This window comes from Buttiauxella selenatireducens (assembly GCF_031432975.1).
Lineage (GTDB): Bacteria > Pseudomonadota > Gammaproteobacteria > Enterobacterales > Enterobacteriaceae > Buttiauxella > Buttiauxella selenatireducens.
Genome location: NZ_CP133838.1, coordinates 2,835,840 through 2,860,244 on the forward strand (window position 1 = coordinate 2,835,840; position 24,405 = coordinate 2,860,244).

18 protein-coding genes and 2 tRNA genes are annotated in these 24,405 nt (G+C 49.6%); 6 read left to right on the forward strand and 14 right to left on the reverse strand.

Annotated features, from left to right (window positions below):
- The first annotated feature begins 373 nt into the window (after positions 1–373).
- Positions 374–3,061 (forward strand): bifunctional acetaldehyde-CoA/alcohol dehydrogenase, encoded by a 2,688-nt coding sequence (gene adhE / locus RHD99_RS13020; protein WP_183271655.1) that lies wholly within the window; start codon positions 374–376, stop codon positions 3,059–3,061.
- A 122-nt stretch (positions 3,062–3,183) separates the two neighbouring features.
- On the opposite strand, the gene tdk is transcribed toward adhE, so the two are convergent.
- Entirely contained in the window at positions 3,184–3,789 is a 606-nt protein-coding gene (tdk, locus tag RHD99_RS13025; protein ID WP_309874317.1) for a thymidine kinase, read from the reverse strand.
- 555 nt (positions 3,790–4,344) lie between these two features.
- Here tdk and hns point away from each other — a divergent pair.
- On the forward strand, positions 4,345–4,755 hold the full coding sequence (gene hns, locus RHD99_RS13030) for a histone-like nucleoid-structuring protein H-NS (protein ID WP_034494985.1): 411 nt from the start codon (positions 4,345–4,347) through the stop codon (positions 4,753–4,755).
- 153 nt (positions 4,756–4,908) lie between these two features.
- On the opposite strand, the gene RHD99_RS13035 is transcribed toward hns, so the two are convergent.
- The 5 genes from RHD99_RS13035 to rssA form a co-directional block, all read right to left on the reverse strand.
- Positions 4,909–5,919 (reverse strand): NAD-dependent epimerase, encoded by a 1,011-nt coding sequence (locus tag RHD99_RS13035; protein WP_183271657.1) that lies wholly within the window; start codon positions 5,917–5,919, stop codon positions 4,909–4,911.
- 139 nt (positions 5,920–6,058) lie between these two features.
- A complete protein-coding gene (locus RHD99_RS13040; RefSeq protein WP_183271658.1) occupies positions 6,059–7,399 on the reverse strand; it encodes a UDP-glucose dehydrogenase family protein in 1,341 nt (446 codons plus the stop codon).
- Between the two features lie 24 nt (positions 7,400–7,423).
- Positions 7,424–8,332 carry a UTP--glucose-1-phosphate uridylyltransferase GalU gene (gene galU, locus RHD99_RS13045; protein ID WP_183271659.1) on the reverse strand — a complete coding sequence of 303 codons (909 nt, stop codon included), beginning with the start codon at positions 8,330–8,332 and terminating at the stop codon, positions 7,424–7,426.
- 199 nt (positions 8,333–8,531) lie between these two features.
- Positions 8,532–9,545 carry a two-component system response regulator RssB gene (rssB, locus tag RHD99_RS13050; protein WP_183271660.1) on the reverse strand — a complete coding sequence of 338 codons (1,014 nt, stop codon included), beginning with the start codon at positions 9,543–9,545 and terminating at the stop codon, positions 8,532–8,534.
- 93 nt (positions 9,546–9,638) lie between these two features.
- Positions 9,639–10,547, reverse strand: coding sequence for a patatin-like phospholipase RssA (gene rssA / locus RHD99_RS13055; RefSeq protein ID WP_183271661.1), 909 nt, complete (start codon positions 10,545–10,547; stop codon positions 9,639–9,641).
- A 116-nt stretch (positions 10,548–10,663) separates the two neighbouring features.
- Here rssA and RHD99_RS13060 point away from each other — a divergent pair, with 116 nt between their 5' ends.
- From RHD99_RS13060 to RHD99_RS13075, 4 genes are all read left to right on the forward strand, one after another.
- Positions 10,664–11,122, forward strand: coding sequence for a YchJ family protein (locus RHD99_RS13060; protein ID WP_309874320.1), 459 nt, complete (start codon positions 10,664–10,666; stop codon positions 11,120–11,122).
- Positions 11,123–11,169: 47 nt separating this feature from the next.
- On the forward strand, positions 11,170–12,015 hold the full coding sequence (gene purU / locus RHD99_RS13065) for a formyltetrahydrofolate deformylase (protein WP_183271663.1): 846 nt from the start codon (positions 11,170–11,172) through the stop codon (positions 12,013–12,015).
- Positions 12,016–12,187: 172 nt separating this feature from the next.
- Positions 12,188–12,272 (forward strand) — tRNA-Tyr (locus tag RHD99_RS13070).
- A gap of 34 nt (positions 12,273–12,306) precedes the next feature.
- Positions 12,307–12,391, forward strand: a tRNA-Tyr gene (locus RHD99_RS13075).
- Between the two features lie 224 nt (positions 12,392–12,615).
- On the opposite strand, the gene narI is transcribed toward RHD99_RS13075, so the two are convergent.
- The 8 genes from narI to narU all read right to left on the reverse strand — a co-directional run bounded on the left by narI (position 12,616) and on the right by narU (position 24,378).
- On the reverse strand, positions 12,616–13,293 hold the full coding sequence (narI, locus tag RHD99_RS13080; RefSeq protein ID WP_183271664.1) for a respiratory nitrate reductase subunit gamma: 678 nt from the start codon (positions 13,291–13,293) through the stop codon (positions 12,616–12,618).
- A 2-nt stretch (positions 13,294–13,295) separates the two neighbouring features.
- Positions 13,296–13,997, reverse strand: coding sequence for a nitrate reductase molybdenum cofactor assembly chaperone (gene narJ / locus RHD99_RS13085; protein ID WP_309874324.1), 702 nt, complete (start codon positions 13,995–13,997; stop codon positions 13,296–13,298).
- On the reverse strand, positions 13,994–15,529 hold the full coding sequence (narH, locus tag RHD99_RS13090; RefSeq protein WP_309874326.1) for a nitrate reductase subunit beta: 1,536 nt from the start codon (positions 15,527–15,529) through the stop codon (positions 13,994–13,996). The genes narJ and narH overlap by 4 nt, the downstream gene beginning before the upstream one ends.
- Positions 15,526–19,272 (reverse strand): nitrate reductase subunit alpha, encoded by a 3,747-nt coding sequence (locus tag RHD99_RS13095; protein ID WP_309874327.1) that lies wholly within the window; start codon positions 19,270–19,272, stop codon positions 15,526–15,528. Before RHD99_RS13095 ends, narH begins: the two co-directional genes overlap by 4 nt.
- Positions 19,273–19,613: 341 nt before the next feature.
- Positions 19,614–20,879, reverse strand: a complete 1,266-nt coding sequence (locus RHD99_RS13100; protein WP_309874329.1) for an MFS transporter — start codon at positions 20,877–20,879, stop codon at positions 19,614–19,616.
- Positions 20,880–20,977: 98 nt separating this feature from the next.
- Positions 20,978–21,952, reverse strand: coding sequence for a sugar phosphate isomerase/epimerase family protein (locus RHD99_RS13105; RefSeq protein ID WP_309874331.1), 975 nt, complete (start codon positions 21,950–21,952; stop codon positions 20,978–20,980).
- Positions 21,953–21,960: 8 nt separating this feature from the next.
- On the reverse strand, positions 21,961–22,668 hold the full coding sequence (locus tag RHD99_RS13110; RefSeq protein ID WP_309874333.1) for a GntR family transcriptional regulator: 708 nt from the start codon (positions 22,666–22,668) through the stop codon (positions 21,961–21,963).
- A 318-nt stretch (positions 22,669–22,986) separates the two neighbouring features.
- Positions 22,987–24,378: a nitrate/nitrite transporter NarU gene (gene narU / locus RHD99_RS13115; RefSeq protein WP_309874335.1), complete on the reverse strand. Its 1,392-nt coding sequence runs from the start codon at positions 24,376–24,378 to the stop codon at positions 22,987–22,989.
- Positions 24,379–24,405 lie beyond the last annotated feature (27 nt).

Genomic DNA, 24,405 nt, shown 5'->3' on the forward strand with positions numbered 1-24,405 from the left:
GCGATATTAAACAATATTGTTACTCACTTGTTGAAAATATGGTAGTTTGTTTTATCTTTGCTGTGACGAATATTTTAAAGACTTATCAACAACCTGAATCCGCCCTGCTGAATGGAGTCAGCCTTGAGATAATGTGATGCAAATCACAAAAAACCTACTCAGAAGTGAGTACTCTTAGATACATCTGAAGAGCGTTTGATTCAGACCATGAATAGGTTTTTTCGATAAGGCTCTTTTAGTAAATCAGCAAGATGTTTTGGGAAGTTTTTGGATAGTCGTGGCCCCTCTTCTACGCAAGCTGTTGCCCGCTGACTATACTGTCGTCTCGAGCAGCTCATTTACTAAAAGAGTTTAACATTATCAGGAGAGCATTATGGCTGTAACTAATGTCGCTGAACTTAACGCACTAGTAGAGCGCGTCAAGAAAGCCCAGCGTGAATATGCCAACTTCACTCAAGAGCAAGTCGATAAAATCTTCCGCGCCGCCGCCCTGGCTGCCGCTGATGCTCGAATTCCCCTCGCGAAACTGGCCGTTGCCGAATCTGGCATGGGTATCGTTGAAGATAAAGTGATCAAAAACCACTTTGCTTCTGAGTATATCTACAACGCCTATAAAGATGAGAAAACTTGTGGTGTTCTGGACGAAGACCACACCTTCGGTACTATCACTATCGCTGAGCCAATCGGCATCATCTGCGGTATCGTACCGACGACTAACCCAACATCTACTGCGATCTTTAAGTCTCTGATCAGCCTTAAGACCCGTAACGCGATCATCTTCTCTCCACACCCACGTGCAAAAGACGCGACTAACAAAGCCGCAGACATCGTTCTGCAAGCTGCTATCGCTGCTGGTGCACCGAAAGATCTGATCGGTTGGATTGACCAGCCATCTGTAGAACTGTCTAACGCCCTGATGCATCACCCAGATATCAACATGATTCTGGCAACGGGTGGCCCAGGCATGGTTAAAGCTGCATACAGCTCCGGTAAACCAGCAATCGGCGTAGGCGCAGGTAACACTCCTGTTGTTGTTGACGAAACTGCTGACATTAAACGTGTTGTTGCTTCTATCCTGATGTCCAAAACCTTCGATAATGGCGTAATCTGTGCTTCCGAGCAGTCAGTAATCGTTGTTGACTCTGCATACAATGCAGTGCGTGAACGTTTTGCATCCCACGGCGGCTACATGCTGCAGGGTAAAGAGCTGAAAGCGGTTCAGGACATTATCCTGAAAAATGGCGCACTGAACGCAGCTATCGTTGGTCAGCCAGCAACCAAAATTGCTGAACTGGCAGGCTTCACCGTACCGGCTGACACCAAAATTCTGATTGGTGAAGTTAGCGTTGTTGACGATTCTGAGCCATTCGCTCACGAAAAACTGTCTCCAACTCTGGCTATGTACCGTGCTAAGAGCTTCGAAGATGCAGTCGTTAAAGCTGAGAAACTGGTTGAGATGGGCGGTATCGGTCATACCTCTTGCCTGTACACCGACCAGGACAACCAGCCAGAGCGCGTTAAGCACTTCGGCGACAAAATGAAAACTGCACGTATCCTGATCAACACCCCTGCTTCTCAGGGTGGTATCGGTGACCTGTACAACTTTAAACTCGCGCCTTCCCTGACTCTGGGTTGTGGTTCATGGGGTGGTAACTCCATCTCTGAGAACGTGGGTCCTAAGCACCTGATCAACAAGAAAACCGTTGCTAAGCGAGCTGAGAACATGTTGTGGCATAAACTTCCGAAATCTATCTACTTCCGCCGCGGCTCTCTGCCTATCGCGCTGGACGAAGTGATTACTGATGGTCACAAACGTGCGATGATCGTTACCGACCGTTTCCTGTTCAACAACGGCTACGCAGACCAGATCACTTCTGTTCTGAAAGCAGCAGGCGTTGAAACTGAAGTATTCTTCGAAGTAGAAGCTGATCCAACCCTGTCCGTTGTACGTAAAGGTGCAGAACTGGCGAACTCCTTCAAACCAGACGTGATCATCGCGCTGGGCGGCGGTTCCCCAATGGATGCTGCGAAAATCATGTGGGTTATGTACGAACACCCAGAAACTCACTTCGAAGAACTGGCACTGCGCTTTATGGACATCCGTAAGCGTATCTACAAGTTCCCGAAAATGGGCGTAAAAGCGAAAATGATCGCGGTTACCACCACTTCCGGTACTGGTTCAGAAGTGACTCCGTTTGCAGTTGTAACTGATGATGCAACAGGCCAGAAATACCCACTGGCTGACTACGCTCTGACTCCAGACATGGCGATTGTTGATGCCAACCTGGTGATGGATATGCCTAAGTCCCTGTGTGCATTCGGTGGTCTGGATGCCGTGACTCACTCACTGGAAGCTTACGTTTCTGTACTGGCGAGCGAGTTCTCTGACGGTCAGGCTCTGCAAGCACTGAAACTGCTGAAAGAAAACCTGCCAGCGTCTTACCATGAAGGTTCTAAAAACCCTGTTGCTCGTGAGCGTGTACACAATGCTGCGACCATCGCGGGTATTGCGTTTGCTAACGCCTTCCTGGGTGTGTGTCACTCAATGGCGCACAAACTGGGTTCACAGTTCCACATTCCTCATGGTCTGGCGAACGCCCTGTTGATTTCCAACGTTATCCGCTATAACGCGAATGACAACCCAACTAAGCAGACTGCTTTCAGCCAGTATGACCGCCCACAAGCGCGTCGTCGTTATGCTGAAATCGCGGACCACTTGGGTCTGAGCGCACCGGGCGACCGTACTGCTGCTAAGATCGAGAAACTGCTGGCATGGCTGGAAAGCATCAAGGCTGAACTGGGTATTCCTAAGTCCATCCGCGAAGCAGGCGTTCAGGAAGCTGACTTCCTGGCTCACGTTGATAAACTGTCTGAAGATGCGTTCGATGACCAGTGTACCGGTGCTAACCCGCGTTACCCACTGATCTCTGAGCTGAAACAGATTCTGATGGATACCTTCTATGGTCGTGATTATGTAGAAGAAGGCAGCGTGCCAGCATCGACTGCGAAAGAAGCTGCTCCAGCAGCTAAAGCTGACAAGAAAGCGAAGAAAACCGCTTAATTGTAAAGCCTAATAAAAAACCCGCTTCGGCGGGTTTTTTTATGACTATTTTTCAAATACGCAATATAAGGCATCTCACAGAGCTCAGAGGGAAGGCCTACCCTTCGCCTCTCTTTTATTTTTTATGCGCTCTGAATGCCCTGTAGAGAGCCGGTTTGCAGCGCCTCCTTGTAATGCTTACGACAAACCGATACGTAACGCTCGTTACCGCCTATGACCACTTGTTCACCCTGGTTATAGGGACGACCTTCCTGATCAAGTCGCAGCACCATACTGGCTTTGCGGCCACAGAAACAGATAGTTTTTAATTCCACGAGCTTATCTGACCATGCCAATAAATATTGGCTCCCGCCAAATAATTCCCCCTGAAAATCAGTGCGTAATCCATAACACAATACGGGAATATCTAATTCATCCACGACGTCTGATAACGCCAGCACCTGGTCGCGCGTTAAAAATTGGCATTCGTCCACCAGAACACAATGCACGGCATCACGCTGATGCTCATCGCGTATTTCATTGAATAACTGAGTCGCACCATTGAAAAGCTTGGCAGGCGACGACAGCCCAATACGCGAACTCACCTTTCCAGAGCCAAACCGATTGTCAATTTCTGCGGTATACACCAGCGAGCGCATTCCGCGCTCTTGATAGTTGTATGAGGATTGCAGTAATGCCGTGGATTTACCCGCATTCATTGCGGAATAGTAAAAGTAGAGTTGTGCCATTGGTCAGCTAGCCTGAGTTAAAATGTAAATATTATTAACACGGATTATATCATAAGCCGTTACAGAGTTGCCGTTACCCGACGTTCCCAGGAAAAATTTCTGTATTGTTGGTCTGATATATAAGTTGCAGAGCGAAATTGATGAAGGCATCAGATGTTTGAAGTTCGTCACGTTGCACTTAACTAACGGAGCTTTAAGCATTTTCTTAGCTATTCAGTGGAACTCATTGAATCCCTAATAATAATTAACTATTAAGAATATCCCCCATGGCAGACAATAATACCAAAGGTTGATATTTCACCATTAATGCTCTCATGCCTCAATTTAGTACCCCAACAACCCCTGTTACTATCAGGGTTGTTGTAGAAAAAGTGAGTTATCCAGGTTTTGTTTACTCACCATGTGAGACAAAATTTAAGTTAATGTTCTTTAATAAATCGACAAAATATTATGTAATTTTGAATTCCTTACATTACCGCCTATTGCAGAACTTAATTTAAGCCTCTATTATTAGCCCATCAAGCCAACCATCAATATAAGATTGAGATTACTAAAATGAGCGAAGCACTTAAAATTCTGAACAACATCCGCACCCTTCGTGCCCAAGCTAGAGAATGTACTCTGGAAACGTTGGAAGAAATGCTGGAAAAATTAGAAGTTGTAGTTAACGAACGTCGCGAAGAAGATAATGCTGCTGCAGCAGAAATTGAAGAGCGTACTCGTAAACTGCAACAATACCGTGAAATGCTGATTGCTGACGGCATTGATCCTAATGAATTACTGAATAGCATGGCTGCTGTTAAATCTGCAGGCAAAGCAAAACGCGCTGCGCGCCCTGCTAAATATCAGTACATCGACGAAAACGGCGAAAGCAAAACCTGGACCGGCCAGGGCCGTACTCCAGCTGTAATCAAGAAAGCAATGGAAGAACAAGGTAAGAAACTGGAAGACTTCCTGATTGCCTAATTTTTGCTTTTAGTGCTGCTTATTAAATCCCGCTTCGGCGGGATTTTTATTTTCTGCATTATGCTTTTTTAAATCCTGCCGATAAACAGTAGCCATAAAAAAAGGAAGCCAGGGCTCCCTTTTATCATTTATGGGCAAATCACGACTTAGGTATCAGCTGACTTTATAGAACGCTTTATACCAGTCTACAAAGCGCTGTACGCCATCTTGTACTGACGTCTGTGGCTTGAAGCCGATAACGTCATACAACGCCTGTGTATCCGCGCTGGTTTCCAGTACGTCACCAGGCTGCATAGGAAGCATGTTCTTCTGCGCAACTTTGCCCAGTGAGGTTTCCAGTGCCGTAATATAGTCCATCAGCGTCACAGGATTACTATTACCGATGTTATACACACGGTATGGCGCTGAACTGGTTGCTGGCGTCCCTTCTTCTACTGTCCATTGTGCATCAGGTTGTGGAATGACATCCTGTAAACGCACAATCGCTTCGGCAATATCATCAATATAAGTAAAATCACGACGCATTTGTCCGTGATTGTAAACATCAATACTCTTCCCTTCGACAATCGCACGGGTAAATTTAAATAATGCCATATCCGGACGACCCCAAGGGCCATAAACGGTAAAGAAACGCAAACCAGTCGTCGGCAGACCATATAAGTGCGAGTAGGTATGCGACATCAACTCGTTAGCTTTTTTAGTCGCCGCATATAAAGAAATTGGATGGTCGACGCTGTCATCCGTTGAGAACGGAAGTTTACGATTCAGGCCATATACTGAGCTCGAAGACGCATATAACAGATGCCCTACTTTATTATGGCGGCAACCTTCAAGGACATTTAAATGCCCCACCAGGTTTGAATCCGCATAAGCCAGAGGGTTATCGATTGAATAACGAACACCTGCTTGTGCCGCAAGATGAATCACACGATCGAATTTCTCTGTAGCAAATAACTCTGCCATGGCATTACGATCGGCGAGGTCAATTTTTTCGAAACGGAATGAAGAGTGAGGAGCGAGGAGATCAAGACGAGCTTGCTTAAGATTGACGTCATAATAGTCGTTCAGGTTATCGATACCGATAACCTGGTGACCGGCGTTCAGCAGACGCTCGCTAACATGGAATCCAATAAAACCTGCCGTGCCGGTAACCAAATATTTCATATAACCCTCATTTATACCGCTCATACTTCAAGTTGCATCTTTGTTGGCTGTATGAACCACCCCGAATCACTTAATGATGTAAATGCTTCGGGATACGTTCATTGACCATCGCGATGCAACTCGAATTATTTAGGGTATCTTATGCAATATTGATGGACGCTCCGCGGCCGATTGCATAATAAACAAAGCCGCGTTTGCTTAGTCTCTCAGGATCATACAGGTTACGGCCATCAAAGATAACCGGTTGTTTAAGTGATTTCTTAATTGCGTCGAAATCAGGGGCACGGAAACTTTGCCATTCGGTACAAATCACCAGGGCATCCGCATCTTGCAATGCCGCTTCTTTCGTTCCCATCAGTTTTAAATCAGAACGATGTCCGTAAATGCGCTGGGTTTCATCCATAGCTTCCGGGTCATACGCCTGCACCTGAGCACCGCGCTCCCAAAGCGCTTCCATCAGGACGCGGCTTGAAGCTTCACGCATATCATCGGTATTGGGTTTGAAAGAAAGCCCCCACAGCGCGAAGGTTTTGCCTTTCAGGTCTTCACCAAAGTGACGAGATATAAACTCAGGGAGTTTTAACTTCTGGTCGTGGTTTACCTCTTCTACCGCTTGCAGAATACGTGGCGTATAGCCAATCTGCTGAGCAGTACGAATCAGAGCCTGGACATCTTTAGGGAAGCAGGAACCACCATAACCGCAGCCAGGATAGATGAAGCTGTAGCCGATGCGAGAGTCAGAACCGATCCCCATACGCACTTTCTCGATATCCGCACCCAGGCGTTCTGCCAGGTTTGAGATTTCGTTCATAAAGCTGATTTTGGTCGCCAACATGCAGTTTGCGGCGTACTTGGTCAACTCAGCGCTACGAATATCCATCAGGATCATACGGTCGTGATTGCGGTTGAACGGTTCGTACAGTTCACGCAGCAAATCGACCACATCGTCGTTATCAGTACCGATAACAATGCGCTCAGGGCGCATGCAGTCAGAAACTGCGGCCCCTTCCTTAAGGAATTCTGGGTTGGAAACCACATCGAATGTGATATCCACACCGCGGGCTTTCAGCGTTTCTTCCATTACGCTACGCACTTTGTCTGCCGTTCCGACGGGAACAGTAGATTTATCGAGCACAACTTTATGTGAAGTCATGTGCTGCGCAATGGTACGCGCTACAGCGGTGACATATTTAAGGTCAGCAGAACCATCTTCATCAGGTGGCGTTCCGACTGCAATAAATTGCATTTCACCATGATGAACACCCATTTCAGCATCGGTGCTGAACTGCAAACGGCCTTCCTCATAGTTTTTCTTAACCAGCGGCGTTAAGCCGGGTTCAAAAATCGGGATCACGCCGTTTTTCAGATTTTCGACTTTCTTCGCATCGACATCTATGCACATAACTTCGTGACCGACTTCCGCAAGCACTGCTGCCTGTACAAGTCCAACATAGCCGATACCAAATACAGTAACTTTCATCTTTCTATCCTGCGTTGAAATGAATTACTTTTTCGCGCCAACGGTCTCTTCTAACCAGGCTTTGAAATCTGGTCCAAGAGTGTTGTGACGGATGCCGTATTCCACAAACGCCTGCATGTAGCCGAGTTTATTACCGCAGTCATGGCTCACGCCTTTCATGTGGTAGGCTTCAACAGTCTGTTTCTCCATCAGCATAGCAATGGAATCAGTCAGCTGAATTTCATCGCCAGCGCCCGGAGGAGTTTTGGACAGCAGCGGCCAGATATCTGCAGTCAGAACATAACGACCCACTACCGCAAGGTTTGAGGGTGCAACGTTCGCTTTAGGTTTTTCAACGATGCCAACCATTGGCACGCTGTCGCCTTCATTCAATTCCACGCCTTTACAGTCAACAACACCGTAAGCAGTGACATCTTCTACCGGCTCAACCATGATTTGGCTGTGACCAGTAGCATCGAAACGTTTGATCATCTCAGCCAGGTTATCCTGGGAAAGATCTGACTCGAATTCATCGAGGATGACATCAGGCAGGATTACCGCAACGGGCTCATCGCCAACAACCGGGTGAGCACACAACACGGCGTGGCCAAGGCCTTTTGCCAGACCTTGACGAACTTGCATAATCGTCACATGCGGAGGACAGATTGCCTGAACTTCTTCCAGCAACTGGCGCTTAACGCGTTTTTCCAGCATGGCTTCCAGTTCGAAACTGGTATCGAAGTGGTTTTCGATGGAGTTTTTCGAAGAGTGAGTTACCAGCACAATTTCAGTAATTCCTGCGGCGATACATTCGTTGACCACATACTGAATTAAAGGTTTATCAACCAAAGGCAGCATCTCTTTAGGAATAGCCTTGGTAGCAGGTAACATACGCGTGCCTAATCCCGCGACAGGGATTACTGCTTTTCTTACTTTAGAATTAATGGCAGCCATTGAAAAATCTCCTGGACTGTTCAAGTTTTCACTTGCAAGTCAATTAAAAAACGCCTCGAGTATATCAGCTTAAAAATGAAATCTACGGCTGTTTACCCGATGCGTTGGTAATTTAAGATAAATACGAATGAGTTAAATGCGATATTAGCACCCACGATGGCAGGGGAGAAAACCTAAATGTTTTCAATCGTCCAGATGCTCATTCTGCAGACAACATAAGACGCAATCGGCCACCCGCCCCCCACACCTGGCACTGCCAGGATTCGCAGCGCTGGCTGATTTGATTGAGGTAAGTATTGCCCATTGTGCCTAACGGCACACCGTTGCTGACCTGAATTTGATGTTCACCCGTATTCAACGTGGCATTGAGTCCCGCCGACACCAAAATGAGATTCTTGAGCCCGCTATGATAATAGCCCACCATTAATGGGAATTGGCCGGTCAAATTCGCCTGACGTAATAACTGGTTCACTTGTTTAAGTAAACTCCCCAATTCTGGTAAGCGCTGGTGCTGCTGGGAAAGATGCTCTTGCAACAATCCATTAAATAACGCGCGTAATAGCAACGCCGCTAACACACCGTTATCCCCTGCGCGCGTAACATCAAGGCAATAAAATGCCAGGTCGTTTTCTGATAACGGTGCAATATCCAGAACCAACCCTGGCTGATTGAGGGTGATCAGTTGGCGGTAGTTTACGCGGCAGTGCGACATCACTTGTTGCACTGGAGGTTGCAGCTCTTGCAGCAATTTGGACGCCGCCTGCGGATCACTAACGAGCGCGTCCCAGTCCTGGAATAACCGTTCTTCTTCTTCAACGCGAGAATTGAACATGTTTGGATAGAGACAGGCGAACACCGTTTCACGCAGGCGGTTGAGATCTTTGATAGGTTTGAGCAGGACATCCTGCACGCCAAAACGCAACGCTTTGGCGATATCAGACATATTCTCAGTGGCAGAAATGACCAAAATCGGCGTCTGAACGCCTTCATTACGCAAATGCTCTACCAGCTTCAGTCCGTTCATACGCGGCATAGCCAGGTCACAAATCAGCAAATCGGGCGCAAAACGGGTCATTTTTTCCAGAGCGTCCACGCCGTCCGTTGCAACCGCAATGTTCGCCCCTAATGAAGTGAGGTAGTCATCCAGCAAAGAGCGGAAAACGGGCTCGTCCTCGACAATGAGAATCTGTTTCCCAACGAGTGGCTGTGTCATGTGCGCTCCCCTGACTGGCGATAGATCAATAGTGGCATGGTATGACAATCACCGCCTGTCAGAATTACCTGAAGATGCGAGTTTTCGCCGTACTCAATCATGGGTACGAACCAGTGGCAGTAACTCGTCCATCTTTTTCTCAACGGCCAGGCTCCCGGCGCTGATCGCCTCAGCGGCACGGTGGAAATCCAGAGTTGAAATCTGCGGGCAAAAAGGTTGCAACAAAATGTCCGGCGGGTCACCCGCCATCCTGTTGCGTTTTAAACGGTTTTCCAACACCTGAATCGACGTGGTCATGATTTCCATCGCCGTCGGTGTGGTCGTCGCGCGGCGGGTCGTTATTTTACCGAGCTGTTCACGCAGCCGCCCGCGCCAGGTATCAGGTTGCACCTGGTTTTCAGCCAACGGCGTCGTCATATTGACGGAGAGTAAATCTTGCTGCATCAGATGTGCATCGTGTTGCAGGTCGACGGCAATAACGATATCGGCCCCTAACGCTCGGGTCAGCGAAACCGGTACGGGATTAACCACCGCGCCATCGACCAACCAATAGCCGTTGTACCCGACAGGCGAAAGCAAGCCAGGCATGCTACAAGAAGCACGAACCGCTTGATGAAGGTCGCCATCCGTGAACCACAGTTCGCGCCCGGTGCTTAAATTAGTGGCAACCGAACCAAAACGCAGCGCGCAGTCTTCAATATTTTCTTCGGTGATAATTTTACGAACGTTATTGAAGACTCTTTCGCCACGTAATAAACCGCCACGGCGCCAGGAAAGATCCATCAGTCGCAGGACATCCCAATAGCCGAACGAGCGTACCCACCGCTCCATCATCGGTAAGCGATTACTGGCATAAGCGGCACCGACCAGCGCCCCTACAGAGCAACCTGCGACGATATCAATCTGTATGCCTGCACGTTTTAACGCATTTATAACACCAATATGCGCCCATCCTTTTGCTGCTCCCGACCCTAATGCCAGGCCGATCTTTACCTGTCTCATTCCGCCTCGGTCTATCTTCCCCGGTTTATCACCTCGTGACGAAGTCGCCACTGCTCAGTTAACATAACTACCCCGCGTATTTACGCCGACTCTTTTTTTGTAACCAAGGAGATGCTGTGTCGCAACTTTGCCCTTGTGGTAGCGGTCTGGAGTATAGCTTATGTTGCCAGCCATATATAAGCGCAGATACGCTCGCGCCAACCCCATCACAGCTTATGCGCTCACGTTATTCCGCCTATGTGATGCAGGACGCAGATTATCTGGTGGCAAGCTGGTACCCGCAGACGCGCAGCCTTTCACTGAAAAGCGATATTTCCGGAAGTTTTGCGACCACTCACTGGCAGGGTCTGACCGTATATGAAACGGCTGCCGGACGAGATGAGAACGAAGGTTTCGTCAGTTTCGTTGCGCGTTTTGAAGAGCAAGGCGTGGAAAGTGCCATAATAGAACGTTCCCGTTTCTTAAAGGAAAACGGTCAATGGTACTATGTTGACGGAACGCGCCCACAGTTTGGACGTAATGACCCCTGCCCTTGTGGCTCTGGCAAAAAATTTAAAAAGTGTTGTGGTAGGTAACTCTCCGTGGCACAAATCAAGAAAATACACACAACAGGACTCACCCAGTGACGCAAGCATTACAACGCAAAGTACTACGTACCATCTGCCCTGACGCAAAAGGGTTAATCGCCAAGATCACCAATATTTGTTACAAGCACGAACTGAACATCGTTCAGAATAATGAATTTGTTGATCATCGTACCGGTCGCTTCTTTATGCGCACCGAGCTCGAAGGTATTTTCAATGACAACACCCTGCTTGCGGATTTAGATGGCGCATTACCTGAAGGTTCAGTGCGTGAATTGACACCTGCTGGCCGTCGTCGCATCGTGATTCTGGTGACCAAAGAAGCACACTGCCTGGGCGATCTATTGATGAAGGCCAACTATGGCGGCCTGGATGTCGAAATTGCCGCAGTTATCGGCAACCATGAGACGCTGCGCACGCTGGTTGAACGTTTTGATATTCCGTTTGAGCTGGTGAGCCACGAAGGGCTGACGCGTGAAGATCACGATAAACAGATGGCTGACGCGATTGAAGCGCATAAACCAGATTTCGTGGTACTGGCGAAATATATGCGCGTGTTAACGCCAGAATTCGTTTCACGCTTCCCTAACCAGATTATCAATATTCACCATTCGTTCCTGCCGGCATTTATCGGCGCGCGCCCTTATCATCAGGCATACGAGCGTGGCGTGAAGATCATCGGTGCCACCGCGCACTATGTGAATGACAATCTGGATGAAGGCCCAATCATCATGCAGGACGTGATTAACGTCGATCACACGTACAGCGCCGAAGATATGATGCGTGCCGGACGTGACGTTGAGAAAAATGTTCTGAGCCGTGCGCTATACCAGGTACTGGCACAACGCGTGTTTGTTTATGGTAATCGCACCATCATTCTGTAGTGGTTAACGGATGAATTGTTTAGCTTTACAACGTTACGCGTAAAAAAACGGCAAACGATTCATTTTCTTACAGTGAGTGCTTTACAGCGGCGCTTCATTTGATATGATGCGCCCCGCTTCCAGACGAAGGCGGCGAGCACGAAAGCCATATAGAAATTTATATAATACCCCTGGCGGGGTTCCCGAGCGGCCAAAGGGAGCAGACTGTAAATCTGCCGTCATCGACTTCGAAGGTTCGAATCCTTCCCCCGCCACCATCTTCAAGCACGGCCTGTATTATCAAACACCCCTGGCGGGGTTCCCGAGCGGCCAAAGGGAGCAGACTGTAAATCTGCCGTCATCGACTTCGAAGGTTCGAATCCTTCCCCCGCCACCATCTTCTGTAGTACCTTCCCAATTTATCCAAATCGCACAATCTTTCATATTCCCGTTGGGGAAGAGTTTATTACGCCTTCATCCCAACCTTCTCCCCCAGAAGAAGGAGCGTTCGATTTTCTCCTCTCCTGGGGGAGAGGGCTGGGGTGAGGGCAAAAAAATGCCAAATTAAAAGCAAAAAAATACCCAGCCGAAGCCGGGTATCTCACATCAAGCAATCAGAACTCAACGACGAGCGCGAACCACCTGATATTTACGCGTCAAATACTCAACCGGTGCGCTCCATACGTGCACCAGACGGGTGAACGGGAACAGCAGGAACAGCGTCATCCCCAGCACTAAATGCACGCGGAAGATAAACGCGACACCATCCAGATGTTCAGATGCGCCACCGTGGAAGGTCACAACAGCTTGCGCCCATCCCACCAACTTCATCATCTCGCTGCCATCCATATGTTGCGCTGAGAATGGAATCGTCAGCAGGCCCAGCGCACACTGAATCATCAACAGACTAAGGATCAGAATATCCGCCGTGCTTGATGTTGCACGAATACGCGGGTTGAACAAACGACGCTTGAGCAGCAGCAAGCCGCCCACCAGCGTCATCACACCACACGCACCACCGGCTATCATCGCCATTTTCTGCTTCACATCGATTGGCAGGAATGACTCATACATCCAGTGCGGCGTTAACATGCCAAGGAAGTGACCGGCGAAAATCCCCAGAATCCCGATATGGAACAGGTTAGATGCGAGGTTCATCCCTTTACGGTCGAGCATCTGGCTGGAGCCGGCTTTCCACGTGTACTGACCATAGTCATAACGCAACCAACTGCCCAGCAGAAATACCGTGCCGCAGAGATACGGATAAATGTCGTAGAAGAACACATTGAGAAAATGCATGATTACTGTCCTCCGATATTCAAATACTGCGGAGCGACAGCCCCGGCAAAACGACGCTGATGGCTGCTGATTTCAGACTCGCCGCATCCAGCGTCCGCAACAAATTTCACCTGTTCTTCTTCCCAAACCGCATCCAGCGCCTGCGGAGTATCATCGCGAGCTTCATTGGCAATTTGTTGGCTGACGCTTTCCACCGCCACATTGCTTTGCGATAACCCCAACAGCACATCAAAAAGCACCGCATAATCGCTTTCACGCTGTTTCAGACGCGCCGCCAGCAGTGCCAGAATCGGCGCGACATCCTGCAAACCACCGCGTGCTTCGGCTTCGTCGCGCTGCGACAGATATTCCAGATACAGCGGCAGATGGTCTGGCAGCTCACGGCTGTCGATTTCCATACCGGCCTGCTGGTACTGGTTCATCAAGTTCACCATTGCCTGCCCACGGTCACGAGATTCGCCGTGCACATGTTCAAACAACAGCAATGACGTGGCACGACCGCGATCGAATAACTCGCTATAGCCGGCTTGCGTATCCAACAAATCCTGGCCGCACAAGGTCGTAATAAAGCCGTTAAGTTGAGCCGCCTGCTGCAAATTAAGCGCACTACCCTCGACTAATGCATCACGAAGTTCCTGCTGATGCCGCCACAAGGCAGCATCCGGGTACTCGAGCAAGCGGGAAATCACCAGAAGTTCAATCATGGTTTTGGCTCCGTTTTGCTGGTCACATCAATCGCGTCAATACGTTTGCTGTTGAACAGGTTGAATTTGCTGTCTGAACCGTGGCAACCATCACCAAAGCTGAAACCGCAGCCTTTGCTTTCCGGGAAGGCATCTGCCGCCAGTTCGCGGTGGCTGCTCGGTACTACGAAACGATCTTCGTAGTTAGCAATCGCCAGATAACGATACATTTCCTGCGCCTGCGCTTCGGTCAACCCGACTTCTTCCAGCGCGCGAGTATCGTTCACGCCTTCGACTGTTTCAGCACGTTTGTAATGACGCATTGCCATCATGCGTTTCAGGGCGCGCAGAACCGGCGCGGTATCCCCTGCGGTCAGCAAATTCGCCAGGTATTCCACCGGAATACGCAGACTTTCAACGTCAGGCAAAATACCGGTGTGCGGCAACTCACCCGCGTCAGCCGCTGACTGAATTGGCGACAACGGCGGCACGTACCAGACCATCGGCAAGGTGCGATATTCCGGGTGCAACGGCAGCGCCAGTTTCCAGTCCATGGCCATTTTATAAACTGGGGACTGCTGTGCCGCGTCAATCACACTCTGTGGCACGCCATCTTTCAGCGCCTGCTCGATAACCGCCGGGTCGTTCGGGTTAAGGAAAATGCCTAATTGACGCTCGTAGAGATCTTTTTCGTTCTCGGTACTTGCGGCCTGTTCGATAGCATCCGCGTCATACAGCAACACGCCGAGGTAACGAATGCGGCCGACGCAGGTTTCCGAACACACGGTTGGCATACCCGCTTCGATACGTGGATAACAGAAAATGCACTTCTCGGACTTACCGCTTTTCCAGTTGAAGTAGATTTTTTTGTAGGGGCAACCGGTGATGCACATACGCCAGCCGCGACATTTGTCCTGGTCAATCAGCACAATGCCGTCTTCTTCACGCTTATAGATAGCACCGCTCGGGCAGGTCGCCGCACATGCCGGGTTCAGGCAGTGTTCGCACAACCGTGGCAGATAAGCCATAAAGGTGTTTTCGAACTGGCCGTACATCGCCTTCTGCATATTCTGGAAGTTCTGATCTTTGGCGCGTTTATCAAATTCGCCACCGAGGATCTCTTCCCAGTTTGGGCCCGCTTCGATTTTGTTCATGCGCTGACCGGTAATCAGCGAGCGTGGACGGGCAATCGGTTGGTGCTTACCTTCCGGTGCGTTATGCAGATGCTGATAGTCGTAATCAAACGGTTCGTAGTAATCGTCGATACCCGGCAGATGCGGGTTAGCAAAGATTTTACCCAGCAGCATCGCGCGGTTACCCATGCGCGGTTGCAACTTACCGTTAATTTTACGGATCCAACCGCCCTTCCATTTCTCCTGGTTTTCCCAGTCGTTCGGATAACCGATACCCGGTTTGGTTTCGACGTTGTTAAACCACGCGTACTCCATCCCTTCGCGGCTGGTCCAGACGTTTTTACAGGTCACAGAACAGGTGTGACAGCCGATGCATTTATCAAGATTCAGCACCATGCCGACTTGTGAACGAATTTTCATTTTACGCTCTCCTGTTTCTGGTCATTGCCTTCACCGTCTAACCAGTTAATGTCTTTCATCTTACGCACCACGACGAACTCATCACGGTTTGAACCGACGGTGCCGTAGTAGTTAAAGCCGTATGCCAGCTGTGCGTAACCGCCAATCATATGCGTCGGTTTCGGGCTAATTCGGGTGACCGAGTTATGAATACCACCGCGCTGACCGGTGATTTCAGAACCCGGCAGGTTCACGATACGTTCCTGCGCGTGGTACATCATCGTCATGCCTTCTGGCACACGTTGACTCACCACCGCACGCGCCGTTAGCGCACCGTTTTTGTTGAACACTTCAATCCAGTCGTTATCCTCGATGCCCAGATCTTTGGCGTCGATTTCACTCATCCACACAATCGGGCCGCCGCGTGAAAGCGTCAGCATCAGCAAGTTGTCGCTGTAGGTAGAGTGAATGCCCCATTTCTGGTGCGGCGTCAGGAAGTTCAACGCTTTCTCTGGGTTACCGTTAGATTTTTTACCCATCACGCCTTTTACCGAACGGGTATCAATCGGTGGACGGTAAACCAGCAGGCTTTCGCCAAAATCACGCATCCACTGGTGATCCTGATAAAGCTGCTGGCGGCCAGACAGCGTGCGCCACGGAATCAGCTCGTGAACGTTGGTATAACCGGCGCTGTAGGAAACATGTTCATCTTCAAGGCCGGACCAGGTCGGGCTGGAGATAATTTTGCGCGGCTGAGCCTGAATATCGCGGAAGCGAATCTTCTCGTCTTCTTTGTTGAGCGCGAGGTGCGTGTGGTCACGACCGGTAAATTCGCTCAGCGCAGCCCAGGCTTTGACGGCCACCTGGCCGTTAGTTTCTGGTGCCAGAGTGAGGATCATTTCTGCGGCATCAATTGCCGTGTTGATCATCGGCTGACCTTTGGCCGGGCCTTCAGTTTTGGTGTAGTTGAGCTTACGCAGCAGATCCATTTCGCTCTGCGTATTCCACGCAATGCCTTTACCGCCGTTACCGATGGTTTCCATCAGTGGGCCGATAGAGGTGAAACGTTCGTAAGTCGCCGGATAATCACGTTCAACAGTAATGAGGTGCGGCGCTGTTTTACCTGGGATCAGGTCACATTCGCCTTTTTTCCAGTCCATCACGCCAAACGGCTGTGCAAGTTCGGCAGCAGAGTCGTGCTGGATTGGCAGTGTCACCACATCGGTTTCTTTGCCTAAATGGCCGACACACACTTCGGAGAATTTCTTCGCGATGCCTTTATAAATTTCCCAGTCGCTTTTCGATTCCCAGGCAGGATCTACGGCGGCAGAAAGCGGGTGAATAAACGGATGCATATCCGAAGTATTCATATCGTCTTTCTCATACCAGGTCGCGGTTGGCAGCACGATATCGGAATACAGGCAGGTGCTCGACAAACGGAAGTCCAGCGTCACCACCAGATCCAGTTTGCCGTCCAGGCCGTTATCGACCCACTCGACTTCTTCCGGCATCACGCCGCCTTCTTTGCCCAGATCTTTGCCCTGAATACCGTTCTCAGTACCCAACAGGTATTTGAGCATGTACTCGTGGCCCTTACCGGAAGAACCCAGCAGGTTAGAGCGCCAGACGAACAAGTTGCGAGGATGGTTATTGCCCGCATCCGGCTGCTCCGCCGCAAAGCGAATGTCGCCGCTTTTCAGTTGCTGCGCGGTGAAATCAGCCGGGCTCATGCCTGCCGCTTTGGCCTGCTTCGCAATATGCAGCGGGTTAGTGTTGAGCTGTGGAGCCGATGGCAGCCAGCCCATACGCTCTGCGCGCACGTTGAAGTCAATCAAATGGCCGCTGTAGCGAGATTTGTCCGCCAGCGGGGAAAGCAGTTCTTCAGCGGTCAGCGACTCATAGCGCCATTGGCTTGAGTGGTTGTAGAAGAACGAGGTGCTGTTCATATGGCGTGGCGGACGCTGCCAGTCCAGCGCGAACGCCAGTGGAGTCCAGCCGGTTTGCGGACGCAGTTTTTCCTGGCCCACGTAGTGTGCCCAACCGCCGCCGCTCTGCCCTACGCAACCGCAGAAGATCAACATGTTGATCAGGCCACGGTAGTTCATGTCCATGTGGAACCAGTGGTTCATACCGGCACCGACGATGATCATCGAACGGCCATGAGTTTTGTCGGCGTTATCAGCAAACTCGCGAGCGATGCGGATAATGTTCTGGCGAGAAACACCGGTGATTTGCTCAGCCCACGCTGGGGTATACGCTTTCACATCGTCATAGCTGGACGCGCAGTTTTCATCATCCAGACCGCGATCAAGACCGTAGTTTGCCAGCGTCAGGTCATAAACAGTGGTCACCAACGCAGTAGAACCATCAGCCAGTTGAATACGTTTCACCGGCAGTTTATGCATCAGCACGTTATCAAGTTTAACGTTGCTGAAGTGCTCGGTGCTTTCACCGCCGAAGTATGGGAAACCGACGTTCGCCACTTCGTCGTGGCTGCCCAGCAGACTCAGGCGCAGTTCAGCTTCTTCGCCGCTGGTGCCATCACGCTGTTCCAGGTTCCACTTGCCTTTTTCGCCCCAGCGATAACCGATAGAACCGTTTGGTGCCAGCAGTTCGTCGCTTCGGTTGTCCAACGCCACTGTTTTCCACTGCGGATTGTTTTCCTGGCCCAGACCATCAACCAGGTCAGAGGCACGCAGCATACGGCCCGCCGCGTAGAAACCCTCACGTTCTTCGAGCATCACCAGCATTGGCATGTCGGTATAACGGCGCACGTAATCAGTGAAGTACTGGCTTGGGTTGTCGAGGTGGAACTCGCGCAGCATAACGTGGCCCATTGCCAGCGCCATCGCCGCATCGGTGCCTTGTTTTGGTGCTAACCACTGGTCGCACAATTTGGCGATTTCAGCGTAGTCCGGTGTTACCGCAACGGTTTTCGTCCCTTTGTAGCGCACTTCAGTGAAGAAGTGAGCATCAGGCGTACGCGTCTGCGGAACGTTAGAACCCCAGGCGATGATGTAGCTGGAGTTATACCAGTCGGCGGATTCCGGAACGTCAGTTTGCTCACCCCAGGTCATGGGTGACGCTGGCGGTAAGTCGCAATACCAGTCGTAGAAGCTCAGGCAGGTGCCGCCAATCAGGGACAGATAGCGTGCGCCAGAGGCATAAGACACCATCGACATTGCCGGGATCGGCGAGAAACCGGCGATGCGGTCCGGGCCGAAGGTTTTTGCGGTAAAGACGTTGGCTGCCGCAATCAGTTCATTCACTTCCTGCCAGCTTGAGCGCACAAAACCACCGCGACCACGAGCTTGTTTATAGCTTTTTGCTTTTTCGGGATCGTTGATGATTGAGGCCCAGGCATTCACCGGGTCGTTATGTTGGGTTTTCGCTTCGCGCCACAGTTTGATCAGACGCTTGCGCATCAATGGATATTTCAGGCGGTTCGCGCTGTAGAGATACCAGGAGTAGCTCGCACCACGTGGGCAGCCGCGTGGCTCGTGGTTTGGCATGTCGGGGCGAGTGCGCGGGTAATCGGTCTGTTGAGTTTCCCATGTCACCAGGCCGCTTTTGACGTAGATCTTCCAGCTACAGGAGCCCGTGCAGTTTACACCATGAGTGGAGCGAACCACTTTGTCGTGCTGCCAACGCTGACGATAACCTTCTTCCCAATCACGATTGGTATCGAGCAGTTGGCCATGTCCATCGGCAAAAGTTTCACCCTTCTGTTTGAAGTAACGAAACCGGTCAAGAAATTTGCTCATCGGGGTTCTCCTGATGTGGAGCCTGGAGGCTCTATCTTATGAATACGACATTGCTGACAATGGCGGCACGGTAACCCGCGGAATTGAAGGGATAATTGATGCCGATCAACTGGGAGGGACGCTGCTATATAGAGGAAAAGTTGATCTACCCCCTAAGTGGCAATAACAAAATCACTCGTAAGATATTGAAATGATGAAATTTACGCTCATCAGCACAACAGGTAAGGAGTAGAAATTCACGAGGCTGGGTATTAAGGGGTAAGTCGGGAAAAGTGGTCGCGACGAAATGAAAATGGGGCTTTCCACGAGACTGGAAAACCCCATACCGTTTTGTGTGTTTATCAGGCAGACGCTAACGATTCAGACAGACGTTCCGCACGAATGTTTTTAATCAGCAGACCGGAAATGATAATACCTGCGCAAGCAAACACGGCCATCAAACCAAACACAATTTGATATCCAATAAGGCCCGGTTGTGAATCTAAAATGTACCCATACAGGCTGTAGCAGAACATGGCAGGGGCATAGCCAATAAAGCTACCCAGCGCCATCGCTGCACCGGTATTTTTTTCACTGATACCCGCCTCACCGATAGGTGCAAAGAACACCGCACGTTGGGTAAAGATCACCGCGCCAAACAGTAATGTACAGGCCATACCCAAATAAACTGGCATATGTTCATGAGGTAATAGAATTAGGCCAACCAATGCAACGGCACTAATAATAAAGGTATAGAACAGATATTTACTTGGGGATTTTAAAACTTTATCCGCAATTAACCCACCAATTGGGCCACCGACCATTTTCAGACAATATTGGTTAATAATCCCGTACGCGCCAACCAGTGCAATCGGCAGTGCGTAAACATTTCTTAAGAATGGAATAAAGAAGGTTAAACCACAATAGACTGCGTAAACACAGAATACACTGAAGGCAATGAGCCAAACGGTTTTGTTTTTTAATACCCCACCCAATCCAGGACGACTCTCTTTGGTGATATCTTTCTCTTTTTTAGCCACTTGTTCTTCTGGGCTTTCTTTCAATACAAAGAGAATGACAACGCCTACAACAATTGCAATAAATGAGTAGAAGAGAATAGCCGCTTTAAAGCCGAAATAGTCGCTGCCAAACCAGGTGAATACCGCCAGGGCGCTAAACGCAATAATGGTATCAACAATGCCTCGTCCTGTTTCAAAGAAACCAAACAGTCGCCCTTGTTGCGTATTGTCGCCAAGCAAACTCACCGACTTCAACAACACCGGCCAGTTCAGCATGTCACAGGTCACGCCAAACAATGCCCAAACAAAGAGGATCCCCCAGTAGCCTGGCATCGTTGACAGATAAATGCCGAGCAAGCCTGTGGCAATCAGCGAGAAAGACATGGTAAACCGGCGTGGCAAACGGTCGGAGAAGTAGATGGATAAGAAGAAACCAATGGTCGTGACAATCGAGTTGACCGACATCGCATTGCCGATTTCCCCATTAGTCAGATGGAAGTACTCCTGCATAGGGACATAAAATGCATCTTTCAATGAAGGCAATTTATATATTGTCCCACCACACAGAACCAACAAGCTAAATATGGTCCATCTTTTTTTAGTTAGCATAAAACACCCACACCTGGATTAGCGGAATTAATTATTTTTTTAAAAGTTCAGTGTTCTCACGCGCAGTGAGAGATCTGAATTTAAACGTTTCGGATAATTTATTTTTGTAAAATAGCCAAGGCATCTTTATTGAGATCGTCAAGAATATTACGTACATGACGTATTTGATTCATTGCATCATCGATCTCTTTATTCAGTCGCTCATCAAGCCCGGACGTTGGCAAAGGCGTTTCACTCATTTCACGTAATGGTATCCATGGATTACTGTCTTCATTGGTAAAACGAAATGCCGGAGCATAATAATCGACTTCTTCTTCAAGACCGAATGCAGTGACTTGTGGTTTATCCTCACCCAAACACACTAATTGCAGGAGTAATTCTTTAAAAGGTAATTCACCTTGTCCAGAAATACACGCTGTATGCCCACGCCCTTCACCTTCGTGATTAATCAACGCATCTTTGATATGCACCTGGGTGATTTCTTTTCCCATCACCGCTAATGCTTCGAGTGGCTCTTCATTAGCATTAATCATATTGGCAAAATCAAACAGCAGTGAAAGCTGCGGGAAGTCGGCTTGTTGGACCAACTGCACCAGTTCATGGCTTTGCAAATCTTCATGTTGCTCAAGGGTAAATGTCAGGCCGCAGTGTTGGTATTGCTTTTTAATGTACTGAATATCTTTGGCAATGATATCCATTACCTCAGAGAGCGTGCCTTCATAACGTGGGTAAAATCTCACAGAAGTTGCACCCGATTTCAGCGCAATATTCACCGCTTCATCAATGGTCTTAGCGTCCGATGCACTGGTTTCGATATGAACATCCAATCCTAACTGGCGTGCTTTCGCCGCAAAGCGGTCTAGCCGTTCATCGCTGGCATGTCTTAACGACTGGCTTTCGCCATCCACAACATGAATTTTTACGCCTTTCAGTTGCTGCTGGCTGGCGATATCCAGCAAATCTTCCGGCAGGATCTTTTCCATACGCATATTTAAATGGAACGCATATGCATGCAGATAAAGCGGCAGACCCGCGACACGCTCAACAATTTTTGTAGCCTGGATGCTATCCATGGTAACTCCTATAAATCGATAAAAAACTCTACAGATTCAAAACGCCAATATTCGATATCAACCTGAATAACGTGCCCGGCTTCGTCAGCTCGGTATTTTTCAACACGTATAGACGGGGTGCCTGGTGTGCCGCCCATCCCTTTACATGCGCCCACCGAAAGCCGTGTCGGTTTAAACGCTAAATGCTGCGTGCGCGAGGTTTTGCCGAAGTCTTCTTGCCACACGTCGACAAAAGAACGGTCGCCTAACTTGTCGATAAACCCTGGGGCGAGCTGCGCGTTGATAAACGTTTCGTGATAGAAAACTTTATGGTTATCAAGGGCACCCCACCCGCTGATTTTGTACATTTCATCGCCGTCGTTCACATTCAACTGCGACAAAATTTCAGGCTCAGCACTATAAACTCGCTCTTTTTCCAGAAATCCCCAGGATGGCAAACGCCCCTGTTCCAGTGCGGCCTGCTTAAAACTGGTGGAGGTATTAGGGCTGTATTTGAAGCACGGCAAGGCAACGAACCAGCCGCGACGATCCTTGCGAAAGATCTTCTCTTCCCCTTCGAGAAACAACAACGCCTGTCGCAGCGTCATGCGCTTGATGCCCAGTAATTCTTCCAATTCACGCTCAGAAGGTAATTTACCGCCCGGCTGGACAACACCTTTGTTGAGCCAGTCGTTAAGCATCTCTTTTGCGGCTTCTACTGTTGAGGTGTTCTTCATGTTTGAACCCATTTGGTTTAAACCAGATTTTCAGTCACGGTACTCTCAGCCAACGAGTGTGACAATGGTCCCTGGGGGAGTAGATATTCTAAATGTGAGGTTTCTCTCAGAATAAAGCAGGTCGCGGGGGTTTTTCAGGCAAAAAAAGCGCGACCGAAGTCGCGCGCAAGGGATAACACAAAAACAACTCAACTATCGCCTAAATAATTCGAGTTGCAGGTAGGCGGCAAACTTACGAATCCCCAGGAGCTTACTAAAGTAAGTGACTGGGGTGAGTCAGTGCAGCCAACACCCCTGCAGCTCGAAGAATGACGGCGATTATTTGGATGATTTACGGCCATACACGACCCAGGTAATCACCACGCAAACAATGTAAAACACCAGGAAGACTTTCATTGCGCCCGCCGGGGACCCAGTCAAAGCAAGCGATGTACCAAACGCTTTAGGGATAAAGAACCCGCCAACTGCACCAATCGCAGAGATAAACCCTAGCGCTGCGGCAGTATCGGTCGCGGCTTCGCGCAGCGCCCTTTCTTCAGTTCCGCCCTGCGCTTTCACGCGGTCCATCGTCAATTTACGGAAGATAACGGAGATCATCTGGAAGGTGGAACCACTCCCCAAACCCGCCGTCAGGAACAGCATCAGGAACACACCGAAGAAGGCGATGAAGTTACCGCCCACACCATTGTGTGGCAGCGTGGTGAATAACAGCGCACTGAATACCGCCATAAACACGAAGTTAATCAGCGACACTTTAGTCCCGCCAAAGCGGTCAGAGATTGCGCCACCCGCTGAACGCGCCAGGGCACCAAACAGCGGGCCGAAGAAGGCGAAGTGCAGAATGTTAATGTCCGGGAACTGGGTTTTTGCCAGCATCGCAAAACCGGCAGAAAAACCGATAAACGAACCAAATGTCGCCAGATACAGCACGCCCATAATCCACAGATGAGCGCGCTTAAGTACCGGTAATTGCGCTTTCAGAGAGGCTTTCGAGGTCGCCAGGTCATTCATTCCAAACCAGGCGGCAAGGGTGAAAATCGCCAGCAACGGCACCCACACCCATGCGGCGTTTTCCAGGAACAGCATCGTGCCATCCGCTTGCTCAACGCCGGTTCCGCCAAATACAGCGAACATGGAAAGCGAAATCACCAACGGAGCCACTAACTGCATGACACTCACGCCAAGATTACCCAGACCACCGTTAATACCCAGCGCGCCACCCTGTTTTGCTTTCGGGAAGAAGAAGCTGATGTTCGCCATGCTGGAAGCAAAGTTTGCCCCCGCAAAACCACACAGCAACGCGATGATGATGAACACGCCAAATGGCGTTGCTGGGTTTTGCACCGCAAAGCCTAACCAGACACAAGGGATAATCAAAATCCCGGTGCTGAACGCCGTCCAGCGACGACCGCCAAAGACCGGCACCATGAAGGAGTAAGGCACGCGCAATAAGGCACCAGAAACAGACGGCAGCGCAGTCAGCATAAACAGCTGATCGGTGGAGAAGTTGAAACCCACTTTATTCAGGTTGACCGCTACCGCACTAAACAGCATCCACACACAGAACGCTAACAATAAACACGGTACGGAAATCCATAAATTGCGGCTGGCAATGCCATGACCCTTACTTTGCCAAAATGCAGGTTCCTCAGGTCGCCATTCAGTAATGAGCGAACCCGTTTTTGGGCTTTGTTCGGGAGACTGAGACATAAACACCTCAAAAATTGTGAGAGTAAT